Source organism: Gilliamella sp. Gris3-2, assembly GCF_001690345.1.
Classification (GTDB): Bacteria; Pseudomonadota; Gammaproteobacteria; order Enterobacterales; family Orbaceae; genus Gilliamella; species Gilliamella bombi.
The window spans coordinates 1-18,226 of the sequence record NZ_LZHB01000066.1; the positions used below are offsets into that span (position 1 = coordinate 1).

19 protein-coding genes are annotated in these 18,226 nt (G+C 35.4%); 6 read left to right on the top strand and 13 right to left on the bottom strand.

Translation table 11 applies throughout. From position 1 onward, the window contains the following. The 8 genes from A9G32_RS08675 to A9G32_RS08715 all read right to left on the bottom strand — a co-directional run. Positions 1–551, bottom strand: a 551-nt coding sequence (locus A9G32_RS08675) for a hypothetical protein (RefSeq protein ID WP_141672899.1), incomplete at its 3' end; no start/stop codon positions are given. 395 nt (positions 552–946) lie between these two features. Next, positions 947–2,070 (bottom strand): IS3 family transposase gene (locus A9G32_RS08680; RefSeq protein ID WP_141672900.1). Its coding sequence is split into 2 segments (ribosomal slippage): positions 947–1,776 and positions 1,776–2,070, totalling 1,125 coding nucleotides; the frame shifts between segments, so codons are not numbered across the junction. 454 nt (positions 2,071–2,524) lie between these two features. Further along, positions 2,525–3,439, bottom strand: coding sequence for a UTP--glucose-1-phosphate uridylyltransferase GalU (galU, locus tag A9G32_RS08690; protein WP_034915305.1), 915 nt, complete (start codon positions 3,437–3,439; stop codon positions 2,525–2,527). 19 nt (positions 3,440–3,458) lie between these two features. Continuing rightward, complete coding sequence (locus A9G32_RS08695; RefSeq protein WP_065589703.1) at positions 3,459–3,977, bottom strand: DUF2569 domain-containing protein; 519 nt, start codon at positions 3,975–3,977, stop codon at positions 3,459–3,461. Then, positions 3,974–4,408: a hypothetical protein gene (locus tag A9G32_RS08700; protein ID WP_141672689.1), complete on the bottom strand. Its 435-nt coding sequence runs from the start codon at positions 4,406–4,408 to the stop codon at positions 3,974–3,976. Before A9G32_RS08700 ends, A9G32_RS08695 begins: the two co-directional genes overlap by 4 nt. Positions 4,409–4,543: 135 nt before the next feature. Beyond that, complete coding sequence (locus A9G32_RS08705) at positions 4,544–4,675, bottom strand: entericidin A/B family lipoprotein (RefSeq protein WP_202112501.1); 132 nt, start codon at positions 4,673–4,675, stop codon at positions 4,544–4,546. Positions 4,676–4,710: 35 nt separating this feature from the next. After that, positions 4,711–5,913: an amino acid aminotransferase gene (locus A9G32_RS08710; RefSeq protein WP_065589705.1), complete on the bottom strand. Its 1,203-nt coding sequence runs from the start codon at positions 5,911–5,913 to the stop codon at positions 4,711–4,713. 269 nt (positions 5,914–6,182) lie between these two features. Continuing rightward, positions 6,183–6,566 carry a RidA family protein gene (locus A9G32_RS08715; RefSeq protein WP_065589706.1) on the bottom strand — a complete coding sequence of 128 codons (384 nt, stop codon included), beginning with the start codon at positions 6,564–6,566 and terminating at the stop codon, positions 6,183–6,185. 185 nt (positions 6,567–6,751) lie between these two features. Here A9G32_RS08715 and ffh point away from each other — a divergent pair, with 185 nt between their 5' ends. Further along, positions 6,752–8,119, top strand: a complete 1,368-nt coding sequence (ffh, locus tag A9G32_RS08720; protein ID WP_065589707.1) for a signal recognition particle protein — start codon at positions 6,752–6,754, stop codon at positions 8,117–8,119. Positions 8,120–8,257: 138 nt separating this feature from the next. Here ffh and A9G32_RS08725 read toward each other — a convergent pair whose 3' ends face one another. Continuing rightward, complete coding sequence (locus A9G32_RS08725) at positions 8,258–9,130, bottom strand: EamA family transporter (RefSeq protein WP_065589708.1); 873 nt, start codon at positions 9,128–9,130, stop codon at positions 8,258–8,260. A gap of 110 nt (positions 9,131–9,240) precedes the next feature. After that, the gene (gene ispB / locus A9G32_RS08730) at positions 9,241–10,227 is read right to left on the bottom strand and encodes an octaprenyl diphosphate synthase (protein WP_034911106.1); all 987 of its coding nucleotides are present in this window, start codon (positions 10,225–10,227) and stop codon (positions 9,241–9,243) included. Positions 10,228–10,383: 156 nt separating this feature from the next. On the opposite strand from ispB, the gene A9G32_RS08735 reads away from it, so the two are divergent. Then, positions 10,384–11,211: a TonB family protein gene (locus A9G32_RS08735; RefSeq protein WP_176701340.1), complete on the top strand. Its 828-nt coding sequence runs from the start codon at positions 10,384–10,386 to the stop codon at positions 11,209–11,211. 63 nt (positions 11,212–11,274) lie between these two features. Here A9G32_RS08735 and pepP read toward each other — a convergent pair whose 3' ends face one another. After that, a complete protein-coding gene (gene pepP / locus A9G32_RS08740; protein ID WP_065589710.1) occupies positions 11,275–12,594 on the bottom strand; it encodes a Xaa-Pro aminopeptidase in 1,320 nt (439 codons plus the stop codon). A gap of 33 nt (positions 12,595–12,627) precedes the next feature. Continuing rightward, a complete protein-coding gene (locus A9G32_RS08745) occupies positions 12,628–13,179 on the bottom strand; it encodes a UPF0149 family protein (RefSeq protein ID WP_065589711.1) in 552 nt (183 codons plus the stop codon). Between the two features lie 144 nt (positions 13,180–13,323). Here A9G32_RS08745 and A9G32_RS08750 point away from each other — a divergent pair, with 144 nt between their 5' ends. The 4 genes from A9G32_RS08750 to crr all read left to right on the top strand — a co-directional run bounded on the left by A9G32_RS08750 (position 13,324) and on the right by crr (position 16,340). After that, on the top strand, positions 13,324–13,656 hold the full coding sequence (locus tag A9G32_RS08750) for a hypothetical protein (RefSeq protein WP_065589712.1): 333 nt from the start codon (positions 13,324–13,326) through the stop codon (positions 13,654–13,656). A 133-nt stretch (positions 13,657–13,789) separates the two neighbouring features. Beyond that, positions 13,790–14,047, top strand: a complete 258-nt coding sequence (gene ptsH / locus A9G32_RS08755; protein WP_034911114.1) for a phosphocarrier protein Hpr — start codon at positions 13,790–13,792, stop codon at positions 14,045–14,047. Between the two features lie 52 nt (positions 14,048–14,099). Further along, the gene (ptsI, locus tag A9G32_RS08760; protein ID WP_065589713.1) at positions 14,100–15,827 is read left to right on the top strand and encodes a phosphoenolpyruvate-protein phosphotransferase PtsI; all 1,728 of its coding nucleotides are present in this window, start codon (positions 14,100–14,102) and stop codon (positions 15,825–15,827) included. 9 nt (positions 15,828–15,836) lie between these two features. Further along, complete coding sequence (crr, locus tag A9G32_RS08765; protein ID WP_065589714.1) at positions 15,837–16,340, top strand: PTS glucose transporter subunit IIA; 504 nt, start codon at positions 15,837–15,839, stop codon at positions 16,338–16,340. A 77-nt stretch (positions 16,341–16,417) separates the two neighbouring features. On the opposite strand, the gene pgi is transcribed toward crr, so the two are convergent. Beyond that, on the bottom strand, positions 16,418–18,067 hold the full coding sequence (gene pgi / locus A9G32_RS08770) for a glucose-6-phosphate isomerase (protein ID WP_065589715.1): 1,650 nt from the start codon (positions 18,065–18,067) through the stop codon (positions 16,418–16,420). Positions 18,068–18,226 lie beyond the last annotated feature (159 nt).

Consider the following 18,226-nt stretch of genomic DNA (forward strand, 5'->3'; position numbering starts at 1 on the left):
AAAGTGATATAATACTCCGCAGTGCCTCCACTAAAAGTACTACTATTGGGTACACCGTACTGCGTAGCTAAATTTCCTCCAGTACTACTTAAGGTTACCTTATAAGGGGCATGACATAGACTTAATGCATCACCACGACTAACGGTATTACCATATTTATCCGTTATTGCTAACGATATACTTCCTAATGCGGAAATACCATTTACTCCCTGTCCATCTCCATCATCATCTCCCCATTTACCTTGTGCCACTAAGTCATTTATATTTATTGAGTCGCTTAATGGCGGGACTATCATTTCAATATCAGCCAAGGTATCCCCTACATTAGCCAACTCGATTGGCGCTGTTGGTGATGAAGGATTATTTTGCGGTGTGAATATTCGACCATCTGATAACTTAATACCTAATAAGTCTTCTATTTTAGTCACTTTAGTAACACCGCCATCAAAAGTTAAATAAGGCGCAGTACCGTGAATGCGCTCAGAAGTCGTAGCCGATAATGCCTGCGATTCTAAAGAGTACGGCAATAACAACAATAGCGCTAATGCCAATGGGATTTTTAAAGATAGTTTTGTGGATAATTTCGAAAATAATTCGAAAAATAATTTGGAAGGTATAAATAAGTTTCGAGTAAAAACTTGTCGAATAGGATTATTTGATAAATTTAAGACATAGGTTTGCCAGTGCTTGTGCCTTGTGCCTTGTGCCTAAAATGGTACTGCATTTCGTTTCACCTGTCAAGTAATATTTTGTTTTATTTGAATTTTTATGTTTATTCGCTTATTTAATAAGCTCACCTTTCTAAAGCGATGAAAGTATAGCCGTTTAAGGGATGATTGACTAGTTTTTTTGCGGACTTTTTTGTAAAGAAATGTAAAGATGAAAACGATTCGGTTTTATAGATAGGTGTGGTATGTCCACACTTTTTAGTACCAAAAAGATAAGGTCATCGATTTCTTTTGTATTCAATCGGCGACTGGTAATTTAATGTTGAATGAAGTCGATTATAATTAAACCAATCCACATAGTGATTAAATTCCAATTTAAGTTGCGCCAGTGAATCAAAAATAGTATTTGACACAAATTCTGTTTTCACTGCTTTGAATGTGCTTTCTGCAATTGCGTTATCATAGGGGCAGCCTTTGCGACTTAACGACCGTTTAATTCCAAATGCTGTTAAACATTCATCAATCAAATAATTATCAAACTCTTTTCCTCTATCAGAATGAAACAACTCAATCGTCTGTAAGTTCATTGGAATTTGACTCATAGCTTGCATGACCAGTGCCGCTGTTTTATGCCTGCCAGCACTTCGCCCCACTATTTCTCGATTACTGATATCAACAATTACACAAAGGTAGTGCCAACGTTGTTTAACTCTTACATAGGTTAAATCGGTCACCAATATCTTTCGTGGTTGACCTATATCAAATTCTCGATTCAGTTCATTCCCCACTGGTGATTCATTGCTTTTTTCTGTATGAATACAATATTTTTTACAGGTGTATTTCGAAACCCAGCCATTTTTCGCCATGATTCGACCTATTCGGCGTCGAGATACGGTTATGCCTTGCTTTCTCAGCTCTGCTTGTAGACGCCTTGTGCCATAAGCACGATAATTAGTATTAAAAATTTTACCCACTATTTCACTCAGCGATATATCTTGTGATTGCTGCGTTAATTGCCGTTGATAATAGAAACGATTTCGGGTTACATTTAAACATCGACATAATGCACGTAAGCTGTATCGATGCTTATTATGTAAAATTAACTCGATTTTCTTCCCATTACCAACGCCGCTTGCTTTAGGATATCATTCTCCATTAACAAGCGTTTATTCTCTTTGCGTAGCGCGATAAGTTCGTTCTCTTCAGTTCGACGATTATCTTTTGCGATGAATGAGCCGGTAGTTTGGTACTGCATTATCCAATTATCTAATGCTGATTTGGTGAGGTCATACTCTGCGACGATATCCGCACGTTTTTTACCATTTTGATATAGCATGACCATTTGTTTTTTGAACTCGTTAGTAAAGCTACGTTTTGCTCTTCGTGATGAATCGATTGCCATTGTTGTTACCTTCTCTTATTTTTAGTTTATCATAACAATGACCTTATAAAACTGGTACTAATTAGTGTAGCCGATCCAGTGAATTTTATAATTAAAATGTGGTGTTAGCTTTAGGACTTTTTGATTTTTGCGGAATGATTAATATTGCTGATAACATCTAAAACACAAACACACCCAACAGCCCAGTTTGACGTACTAGCTTTACTTGGTTATCGGTATATTTTGATGCTGTGATAAAGCAAACTTATTAACATTGTGGAGCTATAGATGTGTTTTTTGCTTTAAAATCGCTCAGATGGGCCATTGATTTTATTGAAGTTTTTATTTTTAAATAAACCTAGCGGTTATTGCAGGCTTAGAGGGGGCAGTGTAATGGTTTCGGATGTTGTCACTGATGTTAATTATTTCCACAAAAGGTCAAAACATTCGAAACCTAGCTAACCTAAATCAAAAATTAAAGCGTTTTTAACCAAGCTTTAACATCGCTACCTAAGCTTTTATGTCGCATTGCGTATTGTACAAATGTTTGTACATAGCCAAGTTTATTACCGCAGTCATGACTACGACCTTTTATGCAATAGGCATCAACACAATCTTCTTCAAGTAACATAGCAATTGCGTCGGTCAATTGAATTTCACCACCTGCACCTAATGGCGTTTTGGCAAGTAGAGGCCAGATTTTTTCAGATAGAACATAACGTCCAACAACGGATTGGTTTGATGGGGCTTCTTCAACTGATGGTTTTTCAACTACGCTGTACATTTGTGCAACATTACCCGCAGATAGCTCTTGACCACGACAATCAACAATACCGTAAGAAGAAACTAATTCTTTTGGCACGGGCTCTACCATGATTTGACTATGTTTAGTTTCATGATAATTTTTGATCATTGCGGCTAAATTATCGCTGGCAAGGTCACTTTCGTATTCATCAATAATCACATCAGGTAAAACAACAGCAAATGGTTCATCACCAACTAAAGGATAAGCACATAATACCGCATGACCAAGCCCTTTTGCCAAACCTTGGCGGACGCTAGTTATGGTGACATTTTTAGGTAAAATGCCTTGTACTTCTTGTAATAATTGGCGTTTAACACGCGCCTCTAACATGGCTTCTAATTCAAAACTAGTATCGAAATGGTTTTCAATTGAGTTTTTTGATGAGTGCGTAACAAATATAATTTCAGTTATGCCTGCGGCAATACACTCTTTAACTACATATTGAATAAGTGGCTTGTCAACAACGGGGAGCATCTCTTTTGGAATAGCTTTAGTTGCTGGTAACATACGAGTACCCAAACCTGCAACAGGGATAACCGCTTTTGTTACTTTTCCATTTACTAAATTTTCTAAATTTGATGTCATTTTATTTCCTTAAAACAAATTAACTAATTATGTCGCTATGAGTAACTTCACTATGGCGACCATTAACAAATGTATTTTTAACTCGAACTGACTTCAACACATAAGCAATCCAAATACAGGTATAAATGATTGCTATAACAATATCTTTTATAAAAGAAAACTCAAATTTAACTTCAAATGGTAACACGATAAAAAGATACCAACATCTTTGAATTAGCTTAAAAACAATAAAACTGCTACTAAATATAATAAAAAAGTTAGGAAATTTATAACTTTTAGTAAAATATAAAAATATAATATAAGCGTTTAAAAGCAAAAATAAACAATTTAGCCCCATGTCACCTAAAATAAACAGACCCAAATGAATTGTGTGCATTTCCGAGTAGGGATCCAATAATTGTGTCCACACGCCGATAAAATTAATCGCATTTAGTCTAGAAAAAGTAACATATCCAATAAAAATAAAACAAAAAATTAATTCAATACCAACTAAAATTAGCCAACCGCCTAATCCTTTAAGTTCTTTTTCCTTGATCATTTTTGTACCTGTTTAATAATCGATAAATCGTTAGATTCAATTAGCAAAGGATTATCTCTGTCTTTAGCTAAAGAATCAATAGCGATATAAACGATTTGGCAATTTTGTAACACGGCTTGTCTTACTACAAATTTTGCTTTTCGATCACGTGCCTCTTTTTGTGCTTTGCTGATGTAAAGGTCATCATATCCATCCTCATATAAAGAGGCCCTTTCAAATAAATTTGGCGTTCGCCAAAATGTCTGTTTGGGATAATTGCGAATAAGAATTTGATCGGTTAATTTGCCTTTTATTCCTGCATAACTACTGGGCAAATGTTTGCCTTCTCGACTCTGGCTAATATAAACATGCTGATAGCTTAGTTTATTTGAAGGGAGTGGGTTTAATAAAAATTCAATACCTGATAGGTTTGAATATTGACAATTTTCCATAGTTAAAGGTGCAGCTCGAAAGTTTAACGAGCTGCACCCAACAAGTAAAAATAATGTAACTGTAAATAAAATACGTGACATTTAACCAAATATATTTAAGACATTAAAATATTTGTAGATAGTCTATAACCTTAGTTACATTTTATCACTCACTTTTTCGGCTGTATGTGAAATGGCTTTTCCACCCGATTCGACATCTTGACCAACACCTTTTACGGTGTTACATCCAACAACTAAAGTCGTCATTGCTATACCTAATATTAACATTAACATTTTATGGAACATAAAAATACACTCCTTTATTAACATGATTGTTTTAGTGCAGCAAATGCTTCTGCCACACGTTCGATATTATGGTGATTTAAACCCGCTACACACATTCTTCCGCTACCCACCAAATAAATAGCAAAAGTATCTTTTAATTGTGTAACTTGCTCTTTACTAAAACCGGTATAACTAAACATGCCCTGCTGTTTTACTAAATAATCAAAATGACAATCAGGTGCCGCTTTTTTTAATAATTCAACCAGAGTTGATCGCATGGTTACGATGCGAGTTCTCATGGATTCGACTTCTTTTAACCATTGTGCTTTAAGTTCTGGATTATTTAAAACATAACTTACTAACTGCACGCCATATGCCGCTGGGGTTGAATAATTTTGGCGAACCGTTGCTTGTAACTGTCCTAACACACGGTTAGCGATCTGGCTGTTATCACATAAAACAGATAATCCTCCCACTCGTTCACCATAAAGTGAAAATGTTTTCGAAAATGAGTTACTAACAAATCCACACAATCCTGCATCTGCCATTTTTCGAATCGCATAAACGTCTTGTTCAATACCTTTGCCAAAGCCTTGATAAGCAATATCCATAAATGGAATGAGATCTCGTTCTTGTAAAACTGCTATTACTTTATCCCACTGTGCTTGCGTTAGATCAGCGCCAGTTGGGTTATGGCAACAAGGGTGTAGTAAGACTATGCTTTTAGCTGGTAATTGATTTAATGTTTCAAGCATTGCTTCAAATTTTACGCCACATGTTTGTTCATCAAAGTAAGGATATTGGTTTACTTTAAAACCTGCACCATTAAAAATGGCGATGTGATTTTCCCAAGTTGGATCGCTGACCCATACTTGTGAATTTGGGAAATAGCGAAATAAAAAATCAGCACCTATTTTAAGAGCACCCGATCCGCCTAAGGTTTGTATCGTTGCGATACGTTTATCTTTAGAGGCCGAATGATCTTCACCAAATAATAAAGATTGGATCGCTTGGCAATAAGCTGGTAGGCCACTCATGGGTAAATACAATTGAGCATCTTGGTTGTGATGATAGATATAATCACGCGCCGTTTTAATACATTGTAATTGAGGCACTATGCTATTTTCATCATAATAATAACCAATACTTAAATTTATTTTGTTGTCTCGACTATCATTAATAAATTCAGTTACTAGTGATAAGATGGGGTCCCCTGCGTACGGCTCTACTTTTTCAAACATTTTTACAATCCAATTGGTACAAATAATAATAATAAATAATTGTAGATTATTGCACCAACTCTATTGGCGATCAATCATTAAATAATAGTTTAATAGCAAATAATTAAGTTGATTTTTGGTTGGAAAATTGCCGTTTTTTAATAAGAGGAATAAAGAACAAAATAACCCAAAAAGTCATGTTTTTATATTAATTTTATACTGAAACACATAGTTACCTGAAACTTTTTGACAAAAATTAGCACCCATTGGTGCTAATCTGATAAGCAAATTTATTTAGCGGCAATAACTTCGATTTCGACTTTGGCATCTTTGGGAATTCGAGCTACTTGTACGCAAGAACGTGCAGGGAAAGATGCATTATTTTCAATAAAAAAGGCTTCGTATACTGCATTTACCGTAGCAAAGTCATTGATATCAGATAAGAAAATAGTCGTTTTAACGATATTATTTACTTGATAGCCTGCCGCAGTGATGATCGCTTTAACATTCGCTAAACTTTGTTTGGCTTGCTCTTTAACACAAGTTGGCATTTCACCAGTTGTTGGATCTAATGGAATTTGTCCTGAGGCAAATAACATATTACCTAAATCTACTGCTTGAACATAAGGCCCAATAGCTGCTGGCGCTTTATCAGTACTAATTACTTTTGCCATGTCCGATTTTCTCCTTTTTAGTCTAAACTATTCTGTTTTGTAATTATTAATAATCGTCTTTTTCTCTTTCCTCATTTCAACAGGAACACAATTTTGTGTCAAGTCAGTGCAAAATTATGATCGTGGGACTTATTGAAATTTTCTGATATGATAATGGCAATTTTTCATTTATTACGAGAGTTAATATGTTCGAGAATTTAACCGACCGTTTATCACAGACATTCCGCAATATTAGTGGTCGAGGAAGATTATCTGAAGATAATATCAAAGATGCATTGCGCGATGTTCGTATGGCACTACTTGAGGCCGATGTTGCACTACCCGTAGTTCGTGAATTTATTAATCAAGTTAAAGAAAAGGCTGTTGGATTAGATGTCAATAAGAGCTTAACCCCAGGTCAAGAATTTATCAAAATAGTTCAGGCAGAATTAACAACTGCTATGGGTGAGGTTAATAGTTCGCTCAATTTGGCAACTCAACCACCCGCAGTGATTTTAATGGCAGGTTTGCAAGGGGCAGGTAAAACAACGAGCGTTGCTAAGCTAGCTAAATTTTTAAAAGAAAAACATAAAAAGAAAGTGTTGGTTGTTTCTGCCGATATTTATCGCCCTGCTGCGATTAAACAGCTCGAAACGTTAGCTAAGGCTATTGATGTTGAAGTTTTTCCATCTGATATTGCTGAAAAGCCAGTCAATATCGTTAATAAAGCAATTTCTCATGCTAAATTGCAATTTTTTGATGTGTTAATTGTTGATACTGCAGGACGTTTGCATGTTGATAGCGATATGATGGATGAAATCAAAGCACTCCATCATGCTGTCAATCCAATTGAAACGCTATTTGTGGTCGATGCTATGACAGGGCAAGATGCCGCTAATACCGCTAAAGCGTTTAATGATGCATTACCGCTTACTGGTGTAATTTTAACAAAAGTTGACGGGGATGCTCGCGGCGGTGCAGCGTTATCAATTCGCCACATTACTGGTAAACCGATTAAATTCTTAGGGATGGGTGAAAAGACAGACGCTTTAGAGCCATTTTATCCTGATCGCATTGCTTCACGTATTTTAGGTATGGGCGATGTGCTATCTTTAATTGAAGAATTACAAAGTAACGTCGATCGCGAAAAAGCCGAGAAAATTGCCAAGAAGCTAAAAAAAGGTGATAAATTTGATTTTAACGATTTCCAAGATCAGTTAAAACAGATGCGTAATATGGGCGGAATGGGGGCTTTGTTAGCTAAATTACCCAGTGTTGGTCAACTTCCTGATCATATTAAAGCACAGATGGATGATAAAATTACCATCAAAATGGAGGCAATCATTGGTTCAATGACATTAAAAGAGCGTGCTAATCCTGAAATCATTAAAGGTTCTCGTAAACGCCGTATTGCCAACGGTTCGGGAACTCAGGTTCAAGATGTCAACAAGCTGTTAAAACAGTTCGAAGATATGCAAAAGATGATGAAAAAGATGAAAGGTGGCGGCATGATGAAGATGATGCGCCAAATGAAAGGATTAATGGGCGGTGGTATGGGATTACCTCCTCGTTAAGTCATTAATACTAAATTTTCAATTAAATGAGTTATATCTGAGTATTTAGTAACTGTTAACTATAGCTTGCCGTACAACCACTATCGCACTTATAAACCACTATCCACTTATAAATAGTGCGATAGTGGTTTTAATTGTTTAATTGTTTGGTTTACTCGATTTTATTTTTACTGGGCGACTCATAGTTAGCACTGTACCTATTGATGAGGTAATAATAAAAATAATGGCTAAGCACTGGTAGTGGGTTAGTTGTTCATGCAAAACAATGAGCCCAGAAAGCGCGGCAAAAACAGGCGATAAGCTCATTAATGTACTAAATGTTTGTGCCGGTAATTTTGGTAGTGCAATCATGTCTAATCCATAAGGGATTGCTGATGCTAATAATGAGACCAGAAAAACCATTGGGAGCAATTCCAACGAAAACATGGTACTGCCACTTTGCCAAATTCCAATAGGAAATAAAAAGCACGAAGCAATGACTGATCCAATCGCTACGCTGGCTGAGCCATAAATAGTGCTGGCTTTGCGTCCGAATAAGATGTAACACGCCCAACCACTTCCAGCTAATAGCGCAAATAAAATACCCTTGGGATCTAAATTGCTTGAGGCTTGTTCAATGGGTAAAAGCATAGCCAAGCCAATAATAGCAACACCTAACCAAATAAAATCAAGTACTTTACGCGAGGAGCACATCGCCACCATAATTGGCCCTGTGAGTTCAATGGCAACTGCAATACCTAGCGGAATTCTTGCGATTGCGTTGTAAAACGCTAAATTCATACAACCAATTGAAATACCGTATAAAAAAATGTATTTTAATGCTTGTTTTGTCAGTGTTTTACGCCACGGCTTGAATATTAAAATTAGCATAATTGCTGAAAAAAATAGTCGCCAAGCTGTCATCCCTTCAGGCCCTAATACAGGAAACAGATATTTGGCTATTGAGGCACTACCTTGGACTGAAATCATCGAGATAAAAATTAACAAAACAGGCCAAAACCTTTTAAGCATAAATAATTACCTTAAATTAAAGTTATTGTATATGAAACTAATGACAAAAAGTTTCAGGAAACTATGTGTTTGAGTATAAAAAGCATATATTTAATTGATTTATTGGCTAGTTAGTTTTCTCTTTTTACTGACAATAAGGCAAGATCTTGTAACGCTTGTTTATAAGGCGAATCAGGTAAAATTGCGATAACGTCAAACGCTTTTTGCGCTTCTTTTTGAGCAGTTTGTAACGTAAAATCTAGCGAACCACATTCGTCCATGATGTTTAAAATACGATCTAATAATTGTCGACCATTACCTTGCTCTATTGCTTGGCGTATTAATGCCGCATCTTGAGCATTTTTTGTGTGGTGCATAGCATGTAAAAGCGGTAGAGTGGGCTTGCCTTCGTTAAGATCGTCCCCTAAATTTTTACCTAATTTTTGATTGCTATCAGCGCTATAATCGAGTAGATCATCAATGATTTGAAAGGCTGTGCCTAAATATTTTCCATATTCTTGTAAGGCGAGTTCTTGCTCCTCATTAGCTCCAGCTAGGACAGCAGCAGAATGCGCTGTTGCTTCAAATAGACGTGCCGTTTTTCGATAAATTACATCTAAATATTGTTCTTTTGTGATATCTGGATCGTTACAATTAATCAACTGTTGTACTTCACCTTCAGCTATTACATTGGTTGCAGCCGACATGATCGTCAATACTTTAAACGATTCTGTACGTACCATCATTTGAAAAGAGCGTGTGTAAATATAATCGCCAACTAATACGCTCGCGGCATTGCCAAAAAGTGCATTAGCGGTTGATTTGCCTCGGCGTAAATCGGATTCGTCAACAACATCATCATGCAATAAGGTGGCGGTATGAATAAATTCAATAAAAGCAGCAGTGATAATATGTTTATCGCCTTGGTAGTTGAGTGCTTTGGCTATTAATAATGCGATAACAGGGCGTATACGTTTGCCACCACTACTAATGATGTAATTGCCTAATTGATTAATTAAAGCCACATCAGAAGTTAGTTCTGCCTGTATTGCCTCATTTACTTTGACTAAATCATTTTTAACAAGATCGAGTATTTGATTCATTGATGGAGTATTCATCAGCCTAACCACTACAAATAATAGATATTTATTTTCTATTATCTGATAAATATCTTTATGCAACAAGGTTTCATCTATCTTATTTTAAAATAACACTACAAATGATAAGCATTTTCATTTAGAATAACTGTCATTAAGTTAAATATGATTATTATTATGAAGATTAACTTTGATATAGATCTCGATAATACTAAGGCCCCTTTGAGTCCAATTAAAAAAAAGCCTAAAAACAACTATGTATGTACATCAGTTTCTGTATTGTCGCATCTTATCTTATTTGCTCTGCTCTTTAGTTCTGCCTTGTTTGCTAAAAATGTTGCTGTTGATGAAGGCGATAATGCGATTAAAGCTATTATGGTCGATCTATCCCAATTTGCCGCCCCTGAACAATCATTAGTTGAAAATACTCCAGAAATTCAAGGTGCGGAAAATAGTGAACTGATCGATAACAAACAAATTGAAGAAAAACCAGTTGATCCTGTTGTTGAACCTGAAGTAGTTAAGGAAGAAATTCCTGAATCTATTCTCAAAAAAATACCCGATAAATCAACAGTTGAACCCCAAAAGGAAGTTGTAGTAAAAAAAGAGAAAAAGCCGAAAAAAAAGCGCAGGCCAGTCCAAAAAGCTTCTCATAAACAAGTTAGGCAAGAAGTGGTTAGTGATAATTTGGCAAATACCTCTGTTGCGCCCAAACTTTCAGATAATCGCCAATATTCAGGTAATCCTTCTCCAATTAGACGGAATCAACCTGAGTATCCACGCCGAGCGCTTGATATGCGCTTAGAAGGCTATGTGGTAGCAATGTTTGATATTAACAGCGATGGGCGAGTTGAAAATATTCGCATTGTTGAAGCAAATCCTAATAATATATTTAATCGTTCGGTAATAAATGCCATGAAAACTTGGAAGTACAAACCAATTCCAGCAAAAGACCTAAAAATTAGAATTATTTTTAACCGTGATAAATCAATTAAGTTGGATTAATAATTAGGTAGATGAAAACAAAAAACCGTAATTTTTATTTTAAAAATTACGGTAACGACACAATTAATGAGTAAATTTATTTTCCATTAATTTTTCAATTTTAGCTGGATCTTTTGGAACATCACCTGTCAGAACTTCATTTCCTGTGTCAGTAATTAAAATGTTATCTTCGATCCGAATACCGATACCTTTATATTGTGCAGGCACATCTGATTCTTGATTAATATAAAGCCCTGGTTCAACAGTCAATACTATTCCTGACTCTAGAATTCGATCTCGTCCACTACCAACATCATGCACATCAATACCTAACCAATGGCCTAAACCGTGCATGTAATATTGTGTATAAGCTTTATTAGCAATTAAGCTATCAACATCACCTTGCATAATCCCGAGTTTTACTAAACCTTCTACCATCGTTCTTACAACTTGATTATTGACTTCCATAATTGAAGTACCCGGTTTAAACAATTTAATGGCTTGATATTGTGATGCTAAAACGATGTTATAAATTTCAAGTTGAGCTTGGCTAAATTTGCCATTGATAGGAAAAGTGCGAGTTATATCGCCTGCATAGTACTGATATTCACAACCCGCATCAATTAAAACTAAATCGCCATCTTTTAACTGCTGACTATTATTTTCATAATGCAGTATACATCCATTATTACCACTACCAACAATGGTGTTATAAGATGGTGCCCGTGCACCATGCCACGCAAATTCATGCAAGATTTCAGCTTCTAGTTGATATTCATACATATTCGGTTTACATTTTTGCATTGCTCGAACGTGAGATTGAGCGCTGATTTTGCAAGCCTTGCGCAATATTTTGATTTCAAAATCTGATTTAAACATGCGCATTTGATGAACTATCGGTCGCCAATCGATCGTGCTGTTTGGTGCATAAAGATTTAATCTACTCCCTTGTCGCAGAGTATTCATTGTGCGATCTACGATTCTATCGGCATATTGATACTGTTGGTCAGCATGGTAAACCGCCGTTTTGCCATTTAATAAATCAGGTAATACTTTTTCAATCTCATCAAATGTATAAGCTTCATCAACAAAAACCGTCTTTAATGCGGCATCTTGACCTAAACGGTAACCAGTCCAAGTCTCTGCTAGCGTATCTTTTGGGCGATTAAATAATATGTATTTAGTTGTATTATCTTTTTGTTTAACTACTGCAAATACCGCTTCTGGTTCAGAAAAAAGTGTAAAATACCAAAAGTCGCTATTTTGTCGATATGGGTAGTGGGTGTCATTACTCCTCGTCATTTCTGGAGCAGCAAAAAAAAGTGCAACACTATTTGGTATCATTTGAGCTAGTAATTTTTCTCGACGTGCAAAAAGTTCTGTTTCGATATCAGTATTTATCATTGTGATGCCCCTGAAGATGTAATGTTATTAATATCAATGGATTGTTGGAGGTGTGTCAGCCTCATTAAATTCGTTAAATTCATCAAAACATAGCATAGAAGTTATGCGAACATACTCTTTTATCTCTTCAAAAGCAAAACCAAGCTCTTGTTGATCTTCATTTTCATCATAGCCTAGTTTAATAATTTGACGTAGATCATAAATAGCTTCACCAACATCACCTTTGATGTGGTTAATTTTAGGTTGCACAAGTCCAATACCAAGTAAAAAATGATTTACCCAACCAACTAAATCATCCAGTTGTGTATATAAATCTTTGTCGCTAAGTAATAACTGAAAGCTGAAATCTTCTTCAAAAAATTGCTGTTTGATAAGCGCATAAAGTTGGCTAATTTTTTCATCTAATGATGTTGGCATTTTTTGACCATTGTTTAACATATCCTCAACTAATGGACGCCAGCTCTCGTCATTGTTACCTCCAGCTAATATGCCTGAAAGAAAACCATGTAACTCAGCAGCGGTAATGCCTATTTTATTTTGGATTAATTGGCGATTAAATTCGTCGTAATTAATAGTATCTGACATAAACTTCCCCTAATATTATTACATCAAGAAAAATGCACTCTGCACTTTCTTCAATTATTAGTATATAATTTGCATCTAATTATAAATCATAAACAGATTGCTTTGCTTTATAAAGGAATTATTTTGAACATTATAGGATTTATCATGAAATTTTCACTGCAATTATTATTTTTTGCAGGATTAACATTATCATTAACCTCCTGTAGTTCGTTTTTATCGAATAAAGGCGTAATTGTCCTTGATGTGCAAGATAAAATACATACCTATGTAACCAGTCAAGACTTACCTAAATCTTATAAATTGGGTAATAGTGAGCAGGAATTACAGCGATTCGAGGCTTTCTGTAGAGAGGAGATCCGCATATCACAACTTGATGGTAGTGAAGAAATCGTTTTTGAGAATATTAAACATGGAATCCATGGACAGGTAGAATTTAAAAAATGTAGTGATAAAGTCACTCGTATCTACCGATACTGATAAAGTATGGCTATCTTAATATGATAGCTAATACGACGACTTAATATAAAAGATCGATGAAATCTTACTAGCCTTTCAGGCAGTTTTTATTTATATTGGTCGGTGAAACAAAATATTTTGGGAGTAAAATAATATGTATAAACAAGATGTAACTATTACTGCATCTAACGGTCTTCATACCCGCCCTGCTGCACAATTTGTTAAAGAAGCAAAGAACTTTAATGCAGAAATTACTGTCACATCTAATGGTAAAAGTGCGAGTGCTAAAAGTCTGTTTAAGTTACAAACATTAGGCTTATCACAAGGCACAACTATTACCATTTCTGCCGAAGGTGAAGACGAAAAAGAAGCAGTTGCTCATTTAGTAAAATTAATTCCTGAGTTGGAATAATAACTCCCGATTAGCTATGAACGGTTTTAAAATAGAATAAGGATTAAATGTTATGGTATCAGGTACACTTGTTTCCCCCGGTATCGCTTTTGCTAAAGCGCTATTATTAAAAGAAGAGCCTATTGTTATTAGTAATAGGCAAATTCTTGATAACAAGATTGAGGCTGAAATTGAGCGCTTCAAGGAAGCTCGCCAAAAATCAAGTAAACAGCTACATACGATTATGGAACGAGCAAAATCCACATTAGGCGAAGATAAAGCGGCCATTTTTGAAGGGCATATTATGCTTCTTGAAGATGAGGATCTTGAACAAGAAGTTATTTCTCGTATTCAAAGTAAACATTCAACCGCTGATGCCGCTGTTCAATCTGTATTTGAAACTCAAGCTAAAGAATTAGAAAATCTAGATGATGAATATCTAAAAGAACGTGCCGCAGATATTCGTGATATTGGTAAACGTTTACTCAAAAATATTTTAGGTATTGAAATTGTTGACTTGAGTGCTATTAGCCAACCATGTATTTTAGTTGCAACCGATTTAACACCTTCTGAAACAGCTCAGCTAAACTTGGATATGGTGCTAGGTTTTATTACTGACGCTGGTGGACGCACCTCGCATACTTCAATTATGGCTCGCTCTTTAGAGATACCAGCTATCGTCGGAACATCTAATGCAACTCAAGCAATCAAACATGGCGATTTTGTTATTTTAGATGCTATAAATAATGCTATTTATATCAATCCAGATCACACAACTCAAGAAAAATTAAAACAAGTTCAAGCTAAATATATTAGTGATAAAGAAGAACTAGCTAAATTGAAAGATCTACCTGCTGTAACCCTTGATGGCCATCAAGTAGAAATTTGCGGTAACATTGGTACAGTGCGTGATATTGCTGGTGCTGAACGTAACGGTTATGAAGGTGTTGGTCTATACCGTACTGAATTCTTATTTATGGATCGCGAAGCTTATCCTGATGAAGAAGAACAGTTTAAAGCATATAAAGAAGTAGCTGAATCAACCAATGGTTTATCGGTAATTGTCCGTACCATGGATATTGGTGGCGATAAGGATATACCTTATATGCATTTACCAAAAGAAGAGAATCCATTCTTAGGTTGGCGAGCAATTCGAATCTGTTTAGATCGTAAAGAAGTACTTCATGCACAACTACGCGCAATTTTGCGTGCATCAGCATTTGGTAAATTACGCATTATGTTCCCAATGATTATTTCTGTTGAAGAAATCCGAACATTAAAATCCGAAATCAATGCTCTTAAAGAACAATTGACTGCTGAAGGCAAATCATTTGATAAAAATATTGAAATCGGTGTAATGATTGAAACTCCTGCAGCCGCTGTGATTGCACATCACTTAGCCAAGGAAGTAGACTTTTTTAGTATCGGTACCAATGACTTAACACAATATACACTTGCCGTTGACCGTGGTAACGAATTAATTTCTCACCTTTATAATCCGTTTTCGCCTTCAGTGTTAACTCTGATTAAAAATGTTATCGATGCTTCTCATAAAGAAGGTAAATGGACGGGTATGTGTGGAGAGCTTGCTGGTGATGAGAGAGCCACAATCTTATTGCTTGGTATGGGACTTGATGAATTTAGTATGAGTGCAGTATCAATTCCTAAAATCAAAAAATTAATTCGCAATACTAACTATGAAGAAGCGAAAAAATTTGCTGATACTGTATTAGAAAAAGCAACTTCTAAAGAAATTATTGATTTAATTGAAAATTACACTACTGAAAAGCAAATTTGTTAGGAGGCAATAATGGGTCTATTCGATAAAATTAAGCAATTCGTATCCGATGATAATAAAAACAGCATCGAGATTATTGCTCCCTTAAGTGGCGAAATTGTCAAAATCGAAGATGTACCAGATGTGGTTTTTGCTGAAAAAATCGTTGGTGATGGGGTAGCAATTAAACCTTCTGGTAATAAAATTGTCGCTCCATTAAGTGGAAAAATAGGCAAAATTTTCGAAACCAACCACGCTTTTGCTATAGAATCGGATGAGGGCATTGAGCTTTTTGTTCACTTTGGTATTGATACAGTAGAACTAAAAGGTGAAGGCTTCAAACGAGTTGCTGAAGAAGGTCAGCAGGTAAAAGTAGGAGATACTATTATTGAAATTGATTTACCTTTACTTGAAAGCAAAGCCAAATCCGTATTAACTCCAGTGGTTATTTCTAATATGGAAAGCATAATAGAATTAAATAAATTATCTGGCTCTGTCGAAGCAGGTAAAACTCCAATAATGCGTGTGAAAAAATAATTTTTTCACTATTATAAAAAACCTTCAGTTTTAGCTGAAGGTTTTTTTATATTATAACTTATCTTTTTTAATAATACTTAACGCCATTTTTTGTATTGGTTGATTAAGCTATTTGTTGAATCATCGTGAGAGCTAACTGGTTTATCATCTGCTAATTCAGGTAAAATACGTCCAGCAAGTTGTTTACCAAGTTCAACACCCCATTGATCAAAACTAAATATATTAAGAATAACTCCTTGAGTAAAGATTTTATGCTCATACATCGCAACTAAGGCACCAAGAGCATAAGGTGTAATTTTTTTCACTAATATTGAATTAGTTGGTTTATTACCTTCAAATACTTTAAATGGTACAACAGATTTCACTTCATCAAGATTTTTTCCTGCAGCTATGAACTCTTGCTCGACCTGTTCTTTTGTTTTACCAAAAGCTAAAGCTTCAGTTTGAGCAAAAAAGTTAGATAATAATTTTGGGTGATGATCTCCAACTGGATTATGGCTTATTGCTGGCGCAATAAAATCACAAGGGATGAGTTTAGTACCCTGGTGAATTAATTGATAAAATGCATGTTGACCATTGGTTCCTGGTTCGCCCCAAATAATTGGACCTGTTGTGTAAGGTGTTTTATTACCGTTGCGATCGACACTTTTACCATTTGACTCCATATTTCCTTGTTGGAAATAAGCCGCAAAACGGTGCATGTACTGATCATATGGTAAAATAGCTTCAGTTTCAGCACCACAAAAATTGTTGTACCAAATACCAATTAATGCCAGTAACGTTGGGATATTTTTATCAATTGGTGCGCTCTGGAAGTGCTTATCCATCGCATGGCCACCAGCTAAAAATTGTTTGAAGTTATCAAAACCAATTGATAAAACAATCGATAAGCCAATTGCCGACCAAGATGAATAACGTCCACCAACCCAATCCCAAAATTCAAACATATTAGCTGTATCAATACCAAATTTTTCAACTTCTTTAGCATTAGTTGAAAGAGCAACAAAGTGCAAAGCAACTGCTTTATCATCTTTAGCAGCATCAAGTAACCATGCTCGTGCTGTTTGTGCATTTGTCATAGTTTCTTGAGTGGTAAAGGTTTTGGATGCAACCAAAAATAAAGTGGTTTCAGGATTTAAGCCTTTTAACGCTTCAACGATATGTGTGCCATCTACATTTGATACGAAATGCATGTTCAAGTGGTTTTTGTAAGGTCGTAGTGCTTCGGTAATCATTACTGGCCCTAGATCCGAACCACCAATACCAATATTGACCACATCAGTAATGGCTTTACCTGTGTATCCTTTCCATTCACCATTAATGATTTTTTTACTGAATGACTCCATCTTAGCTAAGACAGCATTAACATCATCCATCACATTCTTACCATCAACATAAATTGGTGTATTTGATACATTACGTAATGCAACATGTAATACAGCTCGATTTTCTGTAAGATTAATCTTTTCACCACTATACATGGCTTTAGTAGCACCAATTAGATCGCATTCATCAGCTAGCTTATAAAGCAACTCTAGCGTCTCTTGTGTCACTCTATTTTTAGATAAATCAACCAAAAACTCTTCTTCAAAAGGAATAGTAAGCTTTTCAACACGTTTTGGTTCTTCTTCCAGAATTTGTGCAATGGTTTTATTGTGGTGTTTTTTGTAACTAGCTTGAAGGGATTTCCAAGATTGGGTTGTTGTTGGATCAATTGATTTTAACATAATTTATTCCTTAAATAATATTGCATTATAGTCATAATATAACTATGCCTAACATGATGCAAGATAAGGATCTCATCGATTAAAATAATTCGCTAGAAACCCATAAAGCGTTTTTTCTGAAATCATTTATACCGTTTAATCGTATTAAATTAGAGGGAT